The organism is Geobacillus sp. DSP4a (assembly GCF_013096875.1).
Lineage (GTDB): Bacteria > Bacillota > Bacilli > Bacillales > Anoxybacillaceae > Geobacillus > Geobacillus thermophilus.
In genome coordinates this window covers 23,141-41,371 of the sequence record NZ_SDLD01000009.1, presented here as the reverse complement: position 1 = coordinate 41,371, position 18,231 = coordinate 23,141, and the positions used below count along the sequence as shown (strand labels likewise).

General features: G+C 52.9%; 18 protein-coding genes. 9 read left to right on the top strand and 9 right to left on the bottom strand.

Features of this window, described 5'->3' with window-relative positions; genetic code table 11:
- The first annotated feature begins 48 nt into the window (after window positions 1–48).
- The 3 genes from cls to pepF all read left to right on the top strand — a co-directional run bounded on the left by cls (window position 49) and on the right by pepF (window position 4,898).
- Window positions 49–1,557 carry a cardiolipin synthase gene (cls, locus tag ETC02_RS05015; protein ID WP_050368367.1) on the top strand — a complete coding sequence of 503 codons (1,509 nt, stop codon included), beginning with the start codon at window positions 49–51 and terminating at the stop codon, window positions 1,555–1,557.
- Window positions 1,558–1,746: 189 nt separating this feature from the next.
- Window positions 1,747–3,075, top strand: coding sequence for a competence protein CoiA (locus ETC02_RS05010; protein WP_171698098.1), 1,329 nt, complete (start codon window positions 1,747–1,749; stop codon window positions 3,073–3,075).
- Entirely contained in the window at window positions 3,075–4,898 is a 1,824-nt protein-coding gene (gene pepF / locus ETC02_RS05005; protein ID WP_050368368.1) for an oligoendopeptidase F, read from the top strand. The genes ETC02_RS05010 and pepF overlap by 1 nt, the downstream gene beginning before the upstream one ends.
- A gap of 58 nt (window positions 4,899–4,956) precedes the next feature.
- Here the strand turns inward: pepF and ETC02_RS05000 are convergent, their stop codons facing one another.
- From ETC02_RS05000 to ETC02_RS04980, 5 genes are all read right to left on the bottom strand, one after another.
- Window positions 4,957–5,154, bottom strand: coding sequence for a hypothetical protein (locus tag ETC02_RS05000; RefSeq protein ID WP_033010435.1), 198 nt, complete (start codon window positions 5,152–5,154; stop codon window positions 4,957–4,959).
- A 279-nt stretch (window positions 5,155–5,433) separates the two neighbouring features.
- Window positions 5,434–6,327 carry a ClpXP adapter protein SpxH gene (gene spxH, locus ETC02_RS04995; RefSeq protein WP_047817933.1) on the bottom strand — a complete coding sequence of 298 codons (894 nt, stop codon included), beginning with the start codon at window positions 6,325–6,327 and terminating at the stop codon, window positions 5,434–5,436.
- The gene (locus tag ETC02_RS04990) at window positions 6,320–6,733 is read right to left on the bottom strand and encodes a globin domain-containing protein (RefSeq protein WP_011230326.1); all 414 of its coding nucleotides are present in this window, start codon (window positions 6,731–6,733) and stop codon (window positions 6,320–6,322) included. Before ETC02_RS04990 ends, spxH begins: the two co-directional genes overlap by 8 nt.
- Before the next feature lie 102 nt (window positions 6,734–6,835).
- Entirely contained in the window at window positions 6,836–7,459 is a 624-nt protein-coding gene (locus ETC02_RS04985) for a lytic transglycosylase domain-containing protein (RefSeq protein WP_050368370.1), read from the bottom strand.
- Complete coding sequence (locus ETC02_RS04980; protein WP_063210628.1) at window positions 7,456–8,046, bottom strand: CYTH domain-containing protein; 591 nt, start codon at window positions 8,044–8,046, stop codon at window positions 7,456–7,458. The genes ETC02_RS04985 and ETC02_RS04980 overlap by 4 nt, the downstream gene beginning before the upstream one ends.
- A 135-nt stretch (window positions 8,047–8,181) precedes the next feature.
- Here ETC02_RS04980 and ETC02_RS04975 point away from each other — a divergent pair, with 135 nt between their 5' ends.
- From ETC02_RS04975 to ETC02_RS04960, 4 genes are all read left to right on the top strand, one after another.
- Window positions 8,182–8,559, top strand: a complete 378-nt coding sequence (locus ETC02_RS04975) for a UPF0738 family protein (protein WP_063210630.1) — start codon at window positions 8,182–8,184, stop codon at window positions 8,557–8,559.
- 144 nt (window positions 8,560–8,703) lie between these two features.
- Window positions 8,704–9,342 carry a GTP diphosphokinase gene (gene yjbM, locus ETC02_RS04970; RefSeq protein WP_033010443.1) on the top strand — a complete coding sequence of 213 codons (639 nt, stop codon included), beginning with the start codon at window positions 8,704–8,706 and terminating at the stop codon, window positions 9,340–9,342.
- Window positions 9,339–10,154 carry an NAD kinase gene (locus tag ETC02_RS04965; RefSeq protein ID WP_033010445.1) on the top strand — a complete coding sequence of 272 codons (816 nt, stop codon included), beginning with the start codon at window positions 9,339–9,341 and terminating at the stop codon, window positions 10,152–10,154. Before yjbM ends, ETC02_RS04965 begins: the two co-directional genes overlap by 4 nt.
- Before the next feature lie 156 nt (window positions 10,155–10,310).
- Window positions 10,311–11,225, top strand: a complete 915-nt coding sequence (locus ETC02_RS04960; protein WP_033010446.1) for an RluA family pseudouridine synthase — start codon at window positions 10,311–10,313, stop codon at window positions 11,223–11,225.
- A gap of 394 nt (window positions 11,226–11,619) precedes the next feature.
- Here the strand turns inward: ETC02_RS04960 and prpE are convergent, their stop codons facing one another.
- On the bottom strand, window positions 11,620–12,357 hold the full coding sequence (prpE, locus tag ETC02_RS04955) for a bis(5'-nucleosyl)-tetraphosphatase PrpE (RefSeq protein WP_033010447.1): 738 nt from the start codon (window positions 12,355–12,357) through the stop codon (window positions 11,620–11,622).
- A 146-nt stretch (window positions 12,358–12,503) separates the two neighbouring features.
- Window positions 12,504–13,679, bottom strand: coding sequence for an FtsW/RodA/SpoVE family cell cycle protein (locus ETC02_RS04950; RefSeq protein ID WP_033010448.1), 1,176 nt, complete (start codon window positions 13,677–13,679; stop codon window positions 12,504–12,506).
- Between the two features lie 198 nt (window positions 13,680–13,877).
- Between ETC02_RS04950 and fabI the strand changes: the two genes are divergently transcribed.
- Window positions 13,878–14,654 (top strand): enoyl-ACP reductase FabI, encoded by a 777-nt coding sequence (gene fabI / locus ETC02_RS04945; protein ID WP_011230335.1) that lies wholly within the window; start codon window positions 13,878–13,880, stop codon window positions 14,652–14,654.
- A 113-nt stretch (window positions 14,655–14,767) separates the two neighbouring features.
- Window positions 14,768–15,178, top strand: coding sequence for a CotO family spore coat protein (locus ETC02_RS04940; protein WP_033010449.1), 411 nt, complete (start codon window positions 14,768–14,770; stop codon window positions 15,176–15,178).
- 123 nt (window positions 15,179–15,301) lie between these two features.
- Here the strand turns inward: ETC02_RS04940 and ETC02_RS04935 are convergent, their stop codons facing one another.
- Complete coding sequence (locus tag ETC02_RS04935) at window positions 15,302–16,915, bottom strand: glycosyltransferase family 4 protein (protein WP_050497527.1); 1,614 nt, start codon at window positions 16,913–16,915, stop codon at window positions 15,302–15,304.
- Window positions 16,912–18,012 (bottom strand): CotS family spore coat protein, encoded by a 1,101-nt coding sequence (locus ETC02_RS04930; protein ID WP_033010450.1) that lies wholly within the window; start codon window positions 18,010–18,012, stop codon window positions 16,912–16,914. Before ETC02_RS04930 ends, ETC02_RS04935 begins: the two co-directional genes overlap by 4 nt.
- Window positions 18,013–18,231 lie beyond the last annotated feature (219 nt).

The window sequence follows — 18,231 nt, the reverse complement described above, 5'->3', positions numbered from 1 at the left end:
AAGTATAAAGAATAAGGGGAAAGAGGAACATCAGTTGGAGGGGTTTGGTTGAGAAACGCATCAAGAGTGGCCATTCTTGCTGGCATCGTCGGCCTGTTGCTGGCTTTGACGCACGATTATTGGGAAGGGAAGCTCCTCGGCATTTTCAGCGTGCTCATCTCTTGTTCAGTGGTGTTTATTGCCTTTGTCATTTCGCTTGAAAACCGAAAGCCGGCACAAACGATCGCCTGGCTGGCGGTGTTAGGCAGTTTCCCGATCGTTGGCTTTTTGTTTTATTTATTGTTCGGACGCAACTATTGGCAACAACGGCGCTATAAAAAGAAAGCCGATTTTGATGAGGCGGTGCTGCTCAAGTTTCAAGAGCCGTCGCCGATTGCCGTCGAACGGCTGCCGATGGCGCCCCATCAGCGTCCGCTTTTGCACCTTGCTTATCGCATCGGCCAGCATCCGGTTTCACTTGCTTCGCAGACGGCGGTGTTGACGAACGGAGAGGAGACATTTTCTTCTATTTTTGCTGAACTGGAAAAAGCGGAACACCATATTCATTTAGAATATTATATTGTCCGTCATGATGAAATCGGCCAACAGTTGAAGCGCGTCTTGATGGAAAAAGCGCGTCAAGGTGTGCGCGTCCGTTTTTTGTATGATGCTGTCGGCAGCTGGAAGCTGTCGAACGATTATATCGAAGAGCTGCGCGCTGCCGGGGTTGAGATGATCCCGTTTTCGCCGGTGCGCCTGCCGTTTTTAAGCAACCAAATCAACTTCCGCAACCACCGGAAAATCATCGTCATTGACGGGAGTGTTGGCTTTGTCGGCGGGCTGAATATTGGCGACGAGTATTTAGGAAAAAACGAGTATTTCGGATTTTGGCGCGACACGCATTTGTTGATCCGGGGCGAAGCAGTCCGGACGTTGCAGCTTATTTTTTTGCAAGATTGGTATTATATGACGGGAGAGCGGTTGCTGACGCCGGACTACTTGTCGCCGCCTCTCATTGTAGAAGAAGGGCAAGGCGGCGTCCAGCTCATCGCCGGCGGTCCGGATCAAAAGTGGGAGGTCATTAAGCAGCTGTATTTTGCTATGATCACAGCAGCGAAACGGTCGATTTGGGTGGCTTCGCCGTATTTTGTGCCGGATGAAGACATTTTGACGGCGCTGAAAGTGGCAGCGCTAAGCGGCATTGATGTGCGGTTGCTTGCGCCGAAGCGGCCGGACAAAAAAATCGTTTTTTACGCTTCGCGCTCGTATTTCCCAGAGCTGCTCGAGGCAGGGGTAAAAATTTATGAGTATGAACGCGGGTTTTTGCACAGCAAAGTCATTGTCGTCGATGGCGAGCTGGCTTCAATCGGCACAGCGAACATGGATATGCGCAGTTTTCATTTGAATTTTGAAGTGAACGCGTTTTTGTATTATACCGACAGCATTCATAAACTCGTCCGCGACTTTTTGGAAGATTTTCGCCACGCTTCCATGATCGACTACGAACAGTTTCAACAGCGCCCGTTCCGGGTGCGTATCGCTGAATCGGTCTCCCGGCTGTTGTCGCCTCTGTTGTAACCAACCGCTTGTAAACGCCAGTCCGCCGAATCGGCGGACTTTTTTCGACGCAGTTTGGCTTTGGGCAGGAAAACCGGCGATGGTCAACGAATAAAAGGGAAGAACCGAACGGTGAAGGGGGGGCAGCAGAGAACAATTCCAGCTGTTCCCGCCCACGGACAACTATTTTTTACTGGAAAGGAAGTGATCATGTTGTTTGTCGCTCTCGCCGCTGATGGCAGGACGGTTTCGCTTGCCGGGGCGGAAAGATGGGAACGAGAGGGGCTGATGCACCTGAAACGACAGGAACCGTTTTTTTGTCCCGCGTGCCGTCAAGAAGTGGTGCTCCGGTCGGGCCGCTACCGTTTGCCGCATTTCGCCCATCGAAAAGGGGCGGCCTGCCCGGTCGAGCACGAACCGGAGTCGGAGCGTCACTTAACTGGGAAGCGAGACTTGTTCGCGTGGCTCATTCGCCAAGGCATGGAGGCGAAGCTCGAGCCGTATTTGCCCGCCATCAAGCAGCGTCCTGACGTATTGTTCCGCCATGGCCCACACCTTTATGCCCTCGAATACCAATGTTCCACGATCGATGAATCGCTGTTTCGCGAACGCAATGACGGCTACCGTCTCCTTGGCATCCGCCCGTTGTGGGTGTTAGGAGCCCATCATTTGCGGCGTTCGCCAAAATATTCGGGGGAAGTGCAGCTCTCCCGGTTTCAATGGTTGTTTGCCCATCGCGCTCCACATTCAGTCGTTCCACATATATGGTACTACAGTCCAGAGACGAAACGCTTCATCCGTCTTTTTCGCCCGTTGCCGCTATCGGTGCAGCGAACATTGGCCGTGGTCGATTCAATTCCGCTTTCGTCGTTTTCGTTCCCCGATTGGATGGACCCCTGTCCGCTGCCGCTTCCATCCGAGTTTTGGGAGCGATGGCTCGAACGAAAAAAACAATGGCGGCGGACGTTTCCGCTTTATCCGAACCAAACCGTGCGCCGCATTTGTGCTGATTTTTACCAGGCGGGCATCGTTCCGTCACTGTTTCCGACCGAAGCAGGCTGGCCAGTGCCGCGGGGGTATTTATGGGAGACGGCGCCGTTCATTTGGCAAACGTATGTCCTTTTGTTTCTTCTTGGAAAGACCGGACGGCCGGCAACGGCAGTATCTTTATTTCAGTGGCTCGACGACAAAATCCGCACCGGCCGCCTCGTTCCGCGCCGGCTGCCGCTTGTCGGCCGGGATACGTATCGTGAGGCCGTCGGCGAGTATTTGCATTGGTTGAGCCTGCTCGGTTATCTCCGCCGCGAAGAGGGCGACCAGCTTCATTTGGTGAAGCCGCTGTCGTTTCCGTCGACCGTCGATCAGATGATTCATCAAGATGCTGCGCTTCTTGAGCAAATTCACCAAACGTCGGCGCTTAGCTGCTATTGGTCAACACTTGAGTTCGGGAGAGTGGAAAAAATGAGCAGAAAACAGGAAAAGATGAACGGAATGGTGAATAATAATTCGTGTATCGATTATTTGGATAAGGAGGAATGATGACGGTGGAGGAAAAGAAAGCGAAAAAGTCGCTGCCGCTGCGAAGCGAGATTCCCGTGGAAGAAACGTGGCGGCTTGAGGACATTTTTCCCACCGATGACGCCTGGGAAGAAGAATTCAAACAAGTGAAGGCAATGATTCCAAAGCTTGGCGAATACAAAGGGCGGCTTGGCGAATCGCCGGAAGTGCTGTATGAAGCATTGCAATGCCAAGATGACGTATCGATGCGCCTCGGCAAGCTGTATACATACGCCCATATGCGCTATGATCAAGATACGACTAACTCGTTTTACCAAGGGCTCGACGCCCGGGCGAAAAGCTTGTACAGCGAAGCATCGAGCGCGATGGCGTTTATCGTGCCGGAAATTTTGGCGATCGATGAAGCGGTGCTGCGCTCGTTTTTGGAACAATACGAGCCGCTTCGCTTGTATGCGCACGCGTTAGACGAAATTACGCGCCAGCGCCCGCACGTGCTGTCGGCGGAAGAGGAAGCGTTATTGGCGCAGGCGGCCGAGGTGATGCAGGCGACATCCGACACGTTCAGCGCGTTGAACAACGCTGATTTGACGTTTCCGACGATCATCGATGAAAACGGTGAGGAAGTCGAAGTCACGCACGGCCGGTTCATTCGCTTTTTAGAAAGCACGGACCGCCGCGTCCGCCGCGATGCGTTCCATGCGGTGTACCATACGTACGAAAAGTTTCAAAACACGTTTGCCAGCACGCTTGCCGGAACGGTGAAAAAACATAACTTTTTTGCCCGCGTCCGCCGTTATGAATCGGCGCGCCAAGCGGCGCTCGATGCCAACAACATCCCGGAGAGCGTGTACGACAACTTGATTGCCACGGTTCATGAACATTTGCCGCTTTTGCATCGCTATGTGCGGCTGCGCAAACAAGTGTTGGGGCTTGACGAGCTCCATATGTATGACTTGTACACGCCGCTTGTGCAAGATGTGAAAATGGACGTGACGTACGAGGAAGCGAAGCAATATATGCTTGACGGGCTGGCGCCGCTCGGCGAGGAGTATGTAGCGATCGTCAAAGAAGGGCTTGACAACCGTTGGGTCGATGTGCGCGAGAACAAAGGGAAGCGGAGCGGTGCGTATTCGTCGGGAGCGTATGGCACCCATCCGTACATTTTGCTCAATTGGCAGGACAACGTTCACAACTTGTTTACGCTCGTCCATGAGTTTGGCCACTCGGTCCATAGCTACTATACGCGCAAAACGCAGCCGTATCCGTACGCCCATTATTCGATTTTCGTCGCTGAAGTGGCGTCAACGTGCAATGAAGCGCTCTTGAACGATCACTTGCTGAAAACGATTGATGATGAGAAGAAACGGTTGTACTTGTTGAACCATTATCTTGAGGGATTCCGCGGCACTGTCTTTCGGCAGACGATGTTTGCGGAATTCGAGCATCTGATCCACCTGAAGGCGCAACAGGGCGAAGCGTTAACGGCTGAGACGCTCACCTCGCTTTATTATGATTTAAACAAAAAGTATTTTGGCGATGAGATTGTGATCGACCAAGAAATCGGCTTGGAATGGTCGCGCATTCCGCATTTTTATTACAACTATTATGTGTACCAATATGCGACCGGCTTCAGCGCGGCAACAGCGCTCAGCAAACAAATCTTAGAGGAAGGCGAACCGGCGGTGAAACGGTACATTGACTTTTTAAAAGCCGGCAGCTCGGACTACCCAATCGAAGTGCTGAAAAAAGCCGGCGTTGATATGACGAGCGCCGAGCCGATCCGCCAGGCATGCCAAGTATTTGCGGAAAAACTTGAGGAAATGGAGCGGCTGCTTGGGAAATAAAATGGATGCAGCGCCACGCCTGCATCCATATCGAAAAACGTATATCGTCTTATTTTCCCTACAGCCGCAGCCGTTTTGACGAAAATCCCTTAAACTGGCGGCGGCGGTTCCAAGACGCCACGAGTCCAAGCAGCGTCAAAAACAACAGCGGCATCGTCGCCCACAAGGGAAGCAGCCGCATAAGGCCTAAAAGGTTAAGGAAAAATGCGGCGATGGCCGCTGCCGCCCAAACGCATAAAACGATTCGTTTTTTCACGTTGTTCGCCTCTTTCTCGGTTCTTTTATGTTCAATATATGTCCGCTGTCCATGCAGTCATGACAAACAGCGACGGGGAAGGGAATTATGACAATAATGTGAACAAACGAGCAAACGGGTTGTCAATCCGGTCGGGCGTTTGGTAAGATAAAGATGTGAACGGAAGACAAAACCTGATACCCCTTTGTTTGACCGTGAACAAATTCTCCCATCCCCTTTGTTGTCTTGACGACAAGAAAAAGCCCGGCTTCGGCCGGGCTTTTTCTTGTCGGTCGCACGCTACAGGCGGGCTTTTTCGATATAGCGCCAAAACGTTCCATGCTTGACAGGCACCCGCTCGACCTTTTGTTTCAGCTGCAGCTTTTTCATTTCCGTTTCCGCTTCTTGGATGGTCCAATTGTACACAACGGCAACTTCTTTCGTGGCGACGAACTTAAAATGGCTTAAAAATGATTCCAGTGGAGGGGGAGGAGACGGCTTGGGATGGAAGCCAAGCATTTCGGCGATCAGTTCGACGTAAATGTCATACGGATAGCATCCGGAAATTTTAATGCCTTCATCTTCAATGTTTTCATTAAATAAGACAAGCGTCGGTATTTCGTCGACATCCATTTCCGACGTGATTTTCAAATCACATTGGAACGCTTTTACCGCTCCCGGAGAGTGCATGTCGCGCAGAAATTCATCGACGTCAAGACCAGCTTCGGCGGCGCATTCGGCGAGCACCGACAAATCAGAGACATTTTGTTTTTCGAGAAAGAGCTGTTCTTGCAGCTTGCGTAAAAAGCGGAGGCCGGCCCGCTTTCCTTGCATTTCCGCCGCTTTAATGGCGAGCGATGGGGCGAACGGGCTTGAAATCCGATTTTCGAGCCAAACGCTGCCGTCGCATGACATGCCGGTGCGGCAAGCCGCCCATTCCCATGCTTTGGCCATTGCCTCCGGCTTTGTTCCTTTGTGCGCGCCCCATGTCGCCCATGTTCCGCTCAATATGTGCCTTAAGGTAAAAAAACGGCCGTATTCGATCGTCAGTTTTTTGATGACTGGTTCAAGCCCCCAGCATTCCGGGCATAAAGGATCGATAAACAAATACAGCTCGAGCGGTTTGTTCGTGTTGCCTAGCGGCTGGGAAGGGTAGCAAGTTGATGTCGTCTTCCCAGCAAACTTCTCACTCAAGGGTATGCTCCTTTCTGTCCAGATGATCTGGGGTATTGACCATATGATGGGCGGTGAGTACGAGCCGGTGATAAAACTGTTCGCGCGCCGGCCCGGACAAGCCGATTTCGTCCATGGCTGCCCGCATGCAGGCAAGCCATGCTTCCGCCCGCTTCGGCGTGATTTCAAAGCGGAGATGGCGCGCCCTCAGCATGGGGTGTCCATGCTCTGCCGTGTAAAGAGGGGGGCCGCCTAAATATTGTGTTAAAAACTGTTTTTGCTTGCGGGCGGTTTCCGTCAAATCGTCAGGGAAAATGGGCCGCAAGTCCGGATGCGCGGCCACGCGACGGTAAAATGCTTCGACAAGTTTCGCAACCGTCTCCTCTCCGCCGATCGCCTCATAAAGAGTTTGCCATTGTTCACCCATCGCGGATGCTCCTTTTGTTTGAAAATCATTCGTTGTCGTTTGATTGCTATTTTATCAACAGCACGCATGGATCTCAAACAAAGTGACTCGAGCGCCGCTCGTTTATGTGCGGTAGCTTTTCAACACGCGTTCGACATACGCCCGCGTTTCGGCAAATGGCGGCACGCCCCCATAGCGGTCGACGTGCCCGGGCCCGGCGTTGTAGGCGGCTAAGGCGAGAGTGATATTCCCGTTGTACCGGTCAAGGAGCTGGCGCAAATATTTTACGCCGCCGTCGATGTTTTGCGCCGGATCAAGCGGGTTGTGGACGCCGAGCATTTTTGCCGTGCTTGGCATGAGCTGCATGAGTCCAAGCGCTCCAGCCGGGCTTTTCGCATCGGGACGGAAATTTGACTCATGGCGAATGACGGCGCGGATGAGCTGCGGGTCAACGTCGTATTTTTCCGCTGCCGCCGCGATGAAAGCATCGATGGAAGAAGATGAGTTGGTTGCAGCACCCGCTTCATGTTCGAGCGGGGCGCTGCGATGGCCGGCGGGCGCCGGGGGCTGACCGCTTAGGGCAGCTTGAGGCGCCTCGGCAGACGATTCCTCACCGCGGCTGAGAGATTCGGCAAGCAAGCTTGAAAACAAGGATGGCACCGGCGATGGCAACAGGCTGGAGCGTCCGGGTGAGAACGCATGGAGTGCCTGCCATTCGATGAGCAGCTTTAATGGCGAAACGGTCATCGTCTTTCCTCCATTTCTTTCATGCGGGCGTAAAAGCGGGCGATTTTGTTTGGCGCCGGGCGGCGCGGGATGCCGAGCGCCTCAAGCAGGCGCAAAAACCGCTTTTCACCCGCTTCCACGTGATCCACTTCATACTCAAGTTCGTAATCTTCGCTTTGCAAGTAGAAGTTGCGGTCAAGGAAAAGCGTACCGCCTTCGTACGGCCATTGGGCGCGTTCGGTGACAAGAGAGCCGAAATGGCGCACGTTGGATGGATCAATGCCCAGTTCCGCAAGCAAGGCCGCGATCGTTCCGTGCAGCGGCACGCCCGTGAGCAGCGCCTCCGCTTCGGAAGGGGTGAGCGGCACGTGCGTCTCGAGAAGCGCCTCATCCGCCCGCGTTTGTTTCAGCGTCAGCGTAAACCGCCCTTCTTTCGCCCGGATGCGCAGCGCTGCCGCCCGTTCTTTTAAGGCGAATGACGGAGTGTCAAAGTAATGGTTTTCCTGGCGGAAGAAAGCGCCATCATCCAACCGGAAGGCGGCGCGGACGGCCGCAAATTCCGCTGCCGTTAACAAGTTTTTTAATTCGATTTCGATTTCTTGATGCATCGTGAATCCCCTTCAGACAGGATAGTCGTCTCCTTCTATTATCAGCTGTTTTTCGGCGAATATCAATTATTTCGCCCGCATAGGCTGAATATGGTAAAATAAAGGGCGGATGGTTGGTGTGGAAGGAGAGAAAGTATGAACGAAAAATGGATCGTCGAGCGGGCAGAGCGAAAAGACGGCCGGCTCTGGCTGAAGGTTGATGATGCGCTTGTTTTGCCCGCCGGTGTTATGCCGAAGCGCCATATGCTTGTTGACTCAGATGCATTGGCGTTTGTGTATATATTGGAAACCGAGGATCGCTTTCTATATGTCATGATTCCGAAGCCGTGGTGGCCTGAGCTAAAGGCGGCGCTTGACGCCAAGGAGCCGGTTTGGCTTCGATGTGGAGAGAGGACGCTTGAGCTTGAACAGTTTCACGATGAACTGTCTTATTTGCTTGAAAATATTCGCGGCAACGCCAACTATGGCGAGGCGCTTGAACGAGCAGTACAAGAGATGTTTTTTACCGGATGAGCCGTCCGGTTGCCTGCCTTTGGGCGTGAGGGGAGGCGGAGCGCGCCAAAGGCCGCTTACCGTCAAAGCGGCGCTGGGAAGGTGCGGATGCTTTCTCTTGGCCCAGGCTGTCAGGAAATTGAAAATAGATAGGCAGGTGGTACGATGGTAAACCATTGGGATTTGTTTTTAGCCCCGTATAAGCAGGCAGTCGAAGAGCTGAAAGTAAAGTTGCGAGGCATTCGCGCCCAGTTTGAGATGATTGAAGCGCACTCGCCGATTGAGTTTGTCACCGGACGCGTGAAGCCGGTTGCCAGCATTTTAGACAAGGCGCAAAAGAAAAACATCCCGCTCGACCGCCTCGAGGAAGAGATGCAAGATATTGCAGGACTGCGCATCATGTGCCAGTTTGTCGACGATATTAAAACGGTCGTCGAGCTGCTGCGCCAGCGCAACGATTTTACAATCGTCGAGGAGCGCGACTATGTCACGCAAAAGAAAGAAAGCGGCTATCGTTCATACCACCTCGTCATTCGGTATCCGGTGCAGACGATCCGCGGCGAGAAAAATATTTTGGCGGAAATTCAAATCCGCACGCTGGCGATGAACTTTTGGGCGACGATCGAACACTCTCTGAACTACAAATACAGCGGCCGCTTTCCGGAAGATATTAAAGCCCGGCTGCAGCGCGCGGCGGAGGCTGCCTACCGCCTCGATGAGGAAATGTCGAAAATCCGCGTTGAAATTCAAGAAGCGCAGGCCGCCTTTTCACGAAAACAAGAAGCAAAAGGGGAAGGACAATGAAACGAACTGATGCGCCGCTGGCCTTCGCCATTACGTCAAAAGGGGATGATGTGTCGAACGCCCTCGCGCAGAAGATGAAGACGTATTTGCTTGATTTTGATTTGCGCTATGATGAGGAAGCGCCGGATTTGGTCATTTCCGTCGGCGGGGATGGAACGCTGTTGTACGCGTTCCATCGCTATTGCCATCGGTTGGACAAGACGGCGTTTGTCGGCGTCCATACCGGCCATCTCGGCTTTTATGCCGATTGGGTGCCGGAAGAAATCGAAAAGCTCGTGATTGCCATCGCCAAAACACCGTATCAAGTGGTGGAGTACCCGCTGCTTGAGGTGACGATTCGTTACATTAACGGTGGGCGCGAGGCGAAGTATTTAGCGCTCAACGAATGCACGGTGAAATGTGTGAGTGGGACGCTCGTCATGGATGTTGAAATTCGCGGTGATTTGTTTGAGCGGTTCCGCGGCGACGGGCTGTGCATTTCCACGCCGACCGGGAGCACGGCCTATAATAAGGCGCTCGGCGGGGCGATTTTGCACCCGTCGCTCGAGGCGATTCAAGTGACGGAGATGGCATCCATCAACAACCGCGTCTTCCGGACGATCGGCTCGCCGCTTGTGCTGCCGGCGCACCATACGTGCTTGCTGAAGCCGGTCAACCATATCGATTTTCAAATTACGGTCGACCATTTGTCACTGTTGCATAAAGAAGTGAAGTCGATTCAATGCCGGGTGGCCGATGAAAAGGTGCGTTTCGCCCGCTTTCGGCCGTTTCCGTTTTGGCGGCGGGTGCGCGACTCGTTTATCGCCGACTGATGGAAAACCCGCCTCCTTGGTTAGGCAACGCTTCCCGTTTGCGGCGAGGTGATGGTCTTTTGGCGCGGATGCCGATTCCGTTTTAGCGGCGCCAAAGGAAAGTGGATGGAACACGATGAGCAAGACGGAGATTTTTGATCAGAAAGGTGACGAACATTGCCGCCGTTTACCATGACCTTTTCCATCGATGAACAGCACGACGGAAAGCTGCTGCGCCAGTTTTTGCAAGAGAACGGCATTTCGCGGACGGCGCTTACCGATATTAAATTCCATGGCGGGGCGCTGTTGGTTGACGGTCGGCCCGTCACCGTCCGCCATGTGCTGCGTGCCGGTGAGACGCTGTCGGTTGTGTTTCCGCCGGAGCGGACGAGCGATTGGATGGATCCGGAAGAGATGCCGCTTCATATCGTGTACGAAGATGATTACATCCTTGTCGTTGACAAACCGGCCGGGTTGGCCACGATCCCGTCGCGCCATCATCCGGGCGGAACGCTTGCCAACGGCCTGCTGCACCATTACCGAAGGCAGCGGCTCGATTCAACCGTCCATATTGTGACAAGATTGGACCGCGACACGTCCGGGCTTGTGCTCGTTGCCAAGCACCGCCACGTTCACCATTTGTTGTCCACGCTCCAGCAAAAAGGGAAGGTGGCGCGCACATATGAGGCCATTTGCCACGGCGTCATGGTTGATGACGAAGGGACGATTGATGCGCCGATCGGCCGCCGGGGAGACAGCATCATCGCCCGCGAAGTGCGGGAGGACGGCAAGCCGGCGGTCACTCATTTCCGGGTGCTCGAGCGGCTTCGCGGCTATACGCACGTGTCGCTGCAGCTTGAAACCGGACGTACGCACCAAATCCGCGTCCATTTGGCTTATGTTGGCCATCCGCTCGCTGGGGATGACCTCTATGGCGGGAGTCGGGAGATGATCGACCGCCAGGCGCTCCATAGCCGTCAGCTCTCGTTTTTCCATCCGTTTGCGCGCCGCTGGTTGACATTTGCCGCTCCGCTTCCCGGGGACATGGCGCATCTCATTGAAACGGTGCGCTCGTCAACTACCCCCACTTAGCTAACGCTTGAAGTGGGGGCTTGCAACTCCCCAGAAGTACAAGCGGACTTCGTCCTCCTTCCTTGACTTGGGGTTGCATCAGGGCAGGTTGACAACTACCCAACGACGCAGGTCATGCCTGCATCGTTACCGATTCTCTCGGTGTGTCTGTTGGCAGTACTTGGCTTCCACACACAACAGACGGATCTACGCTCGATGTTTTACGGTTACAACGTTTCCTGTAACCAACTCCATACATCGAGTAGCAGTTATTGGAGTGCCTTTATTAAACGGTTTTCTCCACGCCTTTATTCTATCATACACAAAAGAAAAGGGGAACGCGCATTCCTCTCCCACTTACTCCCTTTGGTCGTTGAAGTGGGAGTCTCCTGCGCGAAATAGGATGAAGCGCCGGTTACGGGAACGAACGGAATTTTTCCGGAACGTATGGCATCGATGACGGAACCGAGACGGTCTCCATTTCCGGGTAGCGCAACGCAGTGAGCGCACCGCCGAACACACAGCCGGTGTCAATGTTGACGGTTCGTCCGACAAACCGCGGAGTTTTGACAGGCGTATGGCCATAGACGACCCATGCGTCGCCGCGATACCGCTTCGTCCAGTCGCGGCGCACCGGCGTCCCGTCCGGGTTCGTTTCGCCGGTGATGTCTCCGTATAGGACGAACGTCTTGACTTTTTGATCCGTCCGCCCGATATAATCATGGCGAATGCCGGCGTGGGCGATGACAAGGCGCCCCTCATCCAAAACGGCGTACAGGGGCGCCTGCTCATACAGGCGGATAAATTTGCGGCGGACCATCTCCTGTTCGCTCGGGGGCAAGGCGCGATATTCCGCGACGGTCGTCTCAAGACCATGGGCGATTTGCACGTTGCGCCCTAAAAAGAAGCGGTACAGCTTATTGCAATGGTTGCCCGGCACGTAGTAAGCCAGCTTTCGCTCGACAAGGGCGGAGACGATCTTGATCATGTTCAGCGATTCAGGACCGCGGTCGGTCAAATCGCCGACGAAGCCGAGCTTTCGGCCGCCAGGATGAACGGGAATCCCTTCGTTCCATACATACCCTAGTTTTTCTGTCAACGCAACAAATTCTCGGCGACAGCCATGAATATCGCCGATAATGTCAATGGCCATAGGATGCTCTCCTTTCTGACTATGGTCGGTATACTACCAGTATGTCCGTCAGACAATAGAAAGAAAAGAGGAGATTGCGCCGGGACAGCCGCAAAATGGGTGGCGGCCGGCAAAAACGAAGCCGCCTGCCGGTGATGGGCAAGCGGCTATTCATCGCTCGCGAACATAAATTTCCGCGTCCGCGAATGGACATTTAAGACAAGGCCGATCGCCAGCATGTACGTGGCGAGCGAGCTTCCTCCGTAGCTGATAAACGGCAGCGGCAGCCCGGTGATCGGCAGCAGCCCGATCGTCATGCCGATGTTTTGGAACACTTGGAACGTGATCATGCCGACGACGCCGGCGCATAAATAGCTGCCATACAAATCGTTGCTCTCAAGCGCGATATGGACCATGCGGTAAACTAGCAGGAAAAAGAGCGAAACGACGATGCTCGAACCGACGAATCCGAACTGTTCGGCAATAACCCCGAAAATAAAGTCGGTATGCGCCTCAGGCAAGTACACTTGTAAATTGCCGAGCCCCTTCCCGTACAGCTCCCCCGAGCCGATGGCCATCAACGAACGGATGAGCTGAAACCCTTGGTCGGTCGAATATTCATACGGTGCGAGCCATCCGTAAAACCGGTTTAATTGGTAATCTTCTTCAATGATATATTTATGAAAAAAGTCCGGAAAATAAAAGTATATGAATACAATGGATGCCACGGCCGCCACTCCGGAAAAGACGATGCCGAAAATGATGCGCCAACGGATGCCGGAAACGAGCACCAAGGTGGCGGTGATGGCCGTAAATACCATCGACATGCCCATGTCCGGCTGCTTGGCCAACAAGATGAGCGGCGGCAACACGGTGAGGGCGATTTTGCCGAGCAGCTTGAAATCATCGCGGATCATGGGTTCAGGGTATTTTTCCCGATGATTGACGATGATGCGGCTTAGGACGATGATCATAAAAATTTTCATCAGCTCGGATGGTTGAAAGTTGCCTCCAGGTAGATGATACCAGCTCGTCGCCCCCTTAATGGTTACTGATCCTGGGACGTTCAATTCCAGCCCAAGCAACAGCAACATCCCGAATCCATACAAATACCAAGCGATTTGAAACAGCCGATCATAGTCAATGATCATCGTCAAGGCGATCACGACAGCGCCGATGGCGTACCATTGCAGCTGTTTCGAAGCGAAGTTGACGTTCTGCAGCTTCTCGGGAAGCATCGGCTCCGCGCTGTGAATGGCGATGGCGCTCACCACGGCCATTAAGAATAAAAGAAATAATAAGTGATAATCAAGCTTCGATTGGGAAAAACGGTCATGATCCATGGAACGATCCTCTCCATTCAAATGTACCATATACCATATTAGCGAATTGAGTCGGTTTTGCAAAGTGGGAAAAACCGCCGGCAGCATGAAGGAGCCAAAAGGCAAAAAGAAAGCGCGCATTTACATTGTCTGCCGCATCGCCTATAATAGAATTAACACCTGGTGCTAAGAATAAATGATAATTGGGAGGATGAACGAATGGTCTTATCATTGGAAGGACGTACATATGTCGTGATGGGGGTGGCGAACAAACGAAGCATCGCCTGGGGGATTGCTCGTTCGCTTCATGCTGCCGGCGCTCGGTTGGTGTTTACGTATGCCGGCGAGCGGTTTGAAAAAGAGGTGCGGGCGCTGGTCGATACGCTTGGGGATGAACGTTCGCTTCTGCTGCCGTGCGATGTGGCAAAAGACGAAGACATCGTTCAATGTTTCGCGCAAATCAAAGAACAAGTCGGCGTCATCCACGGCGTCGCTCATTGCATCGCCTATGCCAATAAAGAAGACTTGAGCGGTGAGTATATGAATGTCAGCCGCGAAGGCTTTTTGCTCGCCCATAACATCAGTGCGTATTCGCTCACCGCGGTGGCTCGTGAAGCGAAAGAGCTGATGACGGAAGGCGGCAGCATCGTCACCCTTACGTACTTAGGCGGCGAGCGCGTCGTGCAAAACTACAACATTATGGGTGTGGCGAAAGCGTCGCTTGATGCGAGCGTGAAATATTTGGCGAACGATTTGGGCAAATACGGCATCCGCGTCAATGCCATTTCCGCTGGACCGATTCGCACACTGTCGGCCAAAGGGGTGAGCGATTTCAACTCGATTTTAAAGCAAATCGAAGAACGCGCTCCGCTCCGCCGGACGACGACGCAGGAAGAAGTCGGCGATGCGGCGCTGTTTTTGTTCAGCGACTTGTCGCGCGGCATCACCGGAGAAATTATTCATGTCGATTCCGGGTATCACATTTTGGGATATTAAAGCAGCCAGCCGGCCGTTCCAAATACGGAGCGGCTGTTTTTTGTCTGAAGAGCAATTTGTTGGAACGGGGGGCATACATATAGAAAGAAGGCAAGCATGAAAGGAGGATCGGCATGCGCAAACATAAGGCGATGGAAACAGAGCCGTTGCTTTACATCGTACAGCCGAAACCGGTGCGCGTCACTGCGCATATGCAAGAGACGTTTACGTGGACCAGCCGGACAGAAAAGACGGCAATAGGCGCCATCGATGAACAAGACGAAACAAGAGAAGAAACGAAGGCGTTTCTTTCCAAAAAGGAATTTCAAGCGATGCCGCTTGACGAACAGCTCGTCTTTTTAACAAAGCTGCCCGCTCATTTGCCGCCGCTTAAATGTCAGTTTGTCACGCAGGAGCAAAGCTATGAAGGTGTGCTGAAGCGATGCACAGCGGATGAATTGGTGATCGCCGACGAGCGGGGGAACGAAACCGTTATCGGCCGCGCCGGACTTGTTTCCGTAACGACGATCGGATTTGTGTCATAACGGTTTCCCTTTCCCGCGTCGAAGCACAGCGTTGCCCGGATGCGGTGCATCGTCGGGAAAGGGATGGCCATAGTTCATGCCGCCCCTCACTGTTGCAGGAGACATTCCCGTTTGGCTTGCGGTTTATTTTTTGAGGCTTGCCGCTTTTCTTGCTGACGATGGTCCATTTGCGCCCGGAAGGCTTGCAATTGCAAAAGGCTTGTCATCATGTTTTGCTTGAGCCCGTTTGCGGTTCAAATGCGTTTTTGTCGCCGAGCCTGGCATCTGTCGGTTGCCGCTTGCAATAGTAAAAGGTTTCGAATGGCGGCCGGTTTGCACGTTCCGGGGGGCAGGAGCGCCTTTTGCGCTTTCGGTTTGTGACGCCATCGCCTCTTTTTGTTTGGCGCTCTGTTGATCGTCTGCCAGTGAGGCGGCACGTTTTTTCTTCCGTTTTTCGTTTTTCACATTCGCTTTTTCTGTTTTGGGAGGCATTGTCCGCGCCGCTGTATTCTTTTTCGACCGTTCCGTTTCTTTTGGGTCCGTTTGAGGCGACACCGGTTGTCCGAATGCCTCTTCTGTTTGCAGTTCTGTTGTGAGAGCAGCTGTTGATTCGAATTCTTTGGCTTGCTCCCACACTTCCAATAACTCCGAAGCGACCCGCTCCCAATGATACAGCGAAACAGCCAGCTCGCGTCCTTTTTCTCCCATTCTTTTCATCAAAGATGTATTGGATAATATTTGGGCGATCTTGTCGGCGAAATCGCTTGGGTCCTCTGGGTTTTCCACGATCAGGCCATTTTCATTCGCCAAAATGACTTCTGGATTGCCGCCTCTGGCTGTCGTGACGATCGGAAGGCCTGCCGCCATGGCTTCGTAATGGACGCGCGCCAACGGCTCCTGCCATTGGGAAGTGCAGACAAACACATCAGCAGCCGCAAACCAATTTTGGATTTCATTTGGGGAGACAAAGCCTGTTGTGATGACGGGCACAGGCATTCTTTTGGCCAGCGCTCTTACGTATGCGACATAATCGGTAATATCGTTTTCGCTAAACCAGTTGCTTCCGACAATGACAAGCGCTATGTCTTTAAACTTTTTGGCCAGCTCCGGCAATGCCAAAACGAGTTTGTCGACTCCCTTATTGCGCGACAGGCGGCCGGCGAACAAAATGACCGTTTTGTTTTCGAGTCCATACGCCCGTCGGATGTCGCTGCGGATTTTTTGCATTTTGGGATGGCTCCCCGGCAAAAATCGTTCACTGTCCACCCCTGAATAAATCGTGCGCAATTTTGGCGATGCCTGCGGGTATAGGCTGCGGATGACATGGCCGATATAATCGCTGACCGTTACGATGGAGGCTGCTTCTGCGATGGCTGCCGCTGCCTCATCCGGGTCGATTTTTTCCGGCTGAAACATATCGTTGTGCATGCTTAACGTAATTTTGGTGTAAGGAGCCGCCTGCCGGATCGGAAGGACAAGGCGGGGGCGGTTAAAGATGTGGATGAGATCGAACTCGTTCGCTTCCACATAACGAACAACGTTTTCCCGGTATATTTCAAATACTTTGCCCGGTACGCGCACGTAATGAACCCCGTTGATCGTTTCCTCTTCGGGTAGCGATGAATCGCTGATGCCCAAAATGGTGATATCATGGAAGCGGCTTACATGTGGGAGAATGCCGGCAATATACGTTTGGATCGCCCCGCCGAGCACAGGGGGAACGGGGAGTTTTTCTGTGCAAACCATCAAAATCTTCACGTTGGCCCCACTCCTTTCCAGTCTTTTTCGATCTCCGCCAATACAGGCCATTTTGACTGGTCGGTTTCGACAATTGTTCGAACTAATTGCGCCGTTTGTTCATTGAGGAAGATTTCCGGCTCGTAGACCATTTCTTTGATGTTTTTGTAAAATTCGTTTGGCATGGCCAAGTCAATCATCAAAATCTCGTACAATTCAGGCGTGATCGGGTTCGCTTCATGGTACGCGAGAATCATTTCCCGAACCCATTTTGCATCCCACCGGTATAAATCCGCCATGGTGCCGCTGATGAGTTTTCGCAAATCGCGAATGGGAAGGTCAAACGCCACTCCATCAAGGTCAATAATCCACATTCCGTCCGCTCCCGTTTGGCCGTTGGACCAACCGTAGTCTTGATGAGCCAATCCCCAACCAGTCGTCCCTTGTCCGACTAGCTCCCAATATTTCGATTGACGGAATCGTTCCATGCCTTTTCGCGCCTGTTCTTCAAATTGATCGATGACCTCCAGCAATGGCGAGCTTGCCGGCATTTCACGGTAACAGTGGGCAATGTTCCGAAACCAGCTCATTTTGGTGATCATCTTTTCATAGTTTTTTGGCCATTTGTGTAGCCGTGAGGCCATTTCTGCCTTCTGCGGAGGGATGTATCCTTTGCTTAGGTGATGGAATTCGCCAAGGGCGTAACAAAGCTGCTTGGCCCCTTCCAAATCTTTTGTGACTGGCGTCAACGGTTCAATCCATTCGGCCACAAACCACAGTTTTCCGCCTGCTTCCACATAATTGTTCCCGCTCTTCGTTTTGACAATCGGCGGCACTCTCGCCTTGCGCACCTCTGCCAGGTATTCTTGCGCTCCCAAGCTGAATAAGCTTCTTGTTGGCCTTCGGTGCAGCAGTTTCAAACTTTTCGGGCCAGATTTTGTTTCAAGTTTCCAAATCGCCCCCCCTTTATCCGGTTTGGTTGTGACGATTTGCATATTTTGAACGGATAAATCGTAGTGTTTCAGCACCTCTTCTGCCAGCTGGATAATATAATCAGGGACAAAAAATTCATGGGTCGTTTCATCAACAGGCCACGGTTCAATGACGATCGGCTTCACGCTATCCCTCCTGCCGGGTATTTCAGATGGTTTCCTCAAAAGATGAGGGATTGCTACTAGGGTATGTATGTAGAAGGAAATTGGATTGGGTAAGCTCATTACTTTAAGGATATTTCTTCTATGCCTCGGTTGCGGCTGCTGACGCCGGATGCGGCGGGAGGTCATTAACGGGGGCGGCGACGGCCAAAAAAGCGGTGTGGCCGGTTTTGCCGAAGCGGG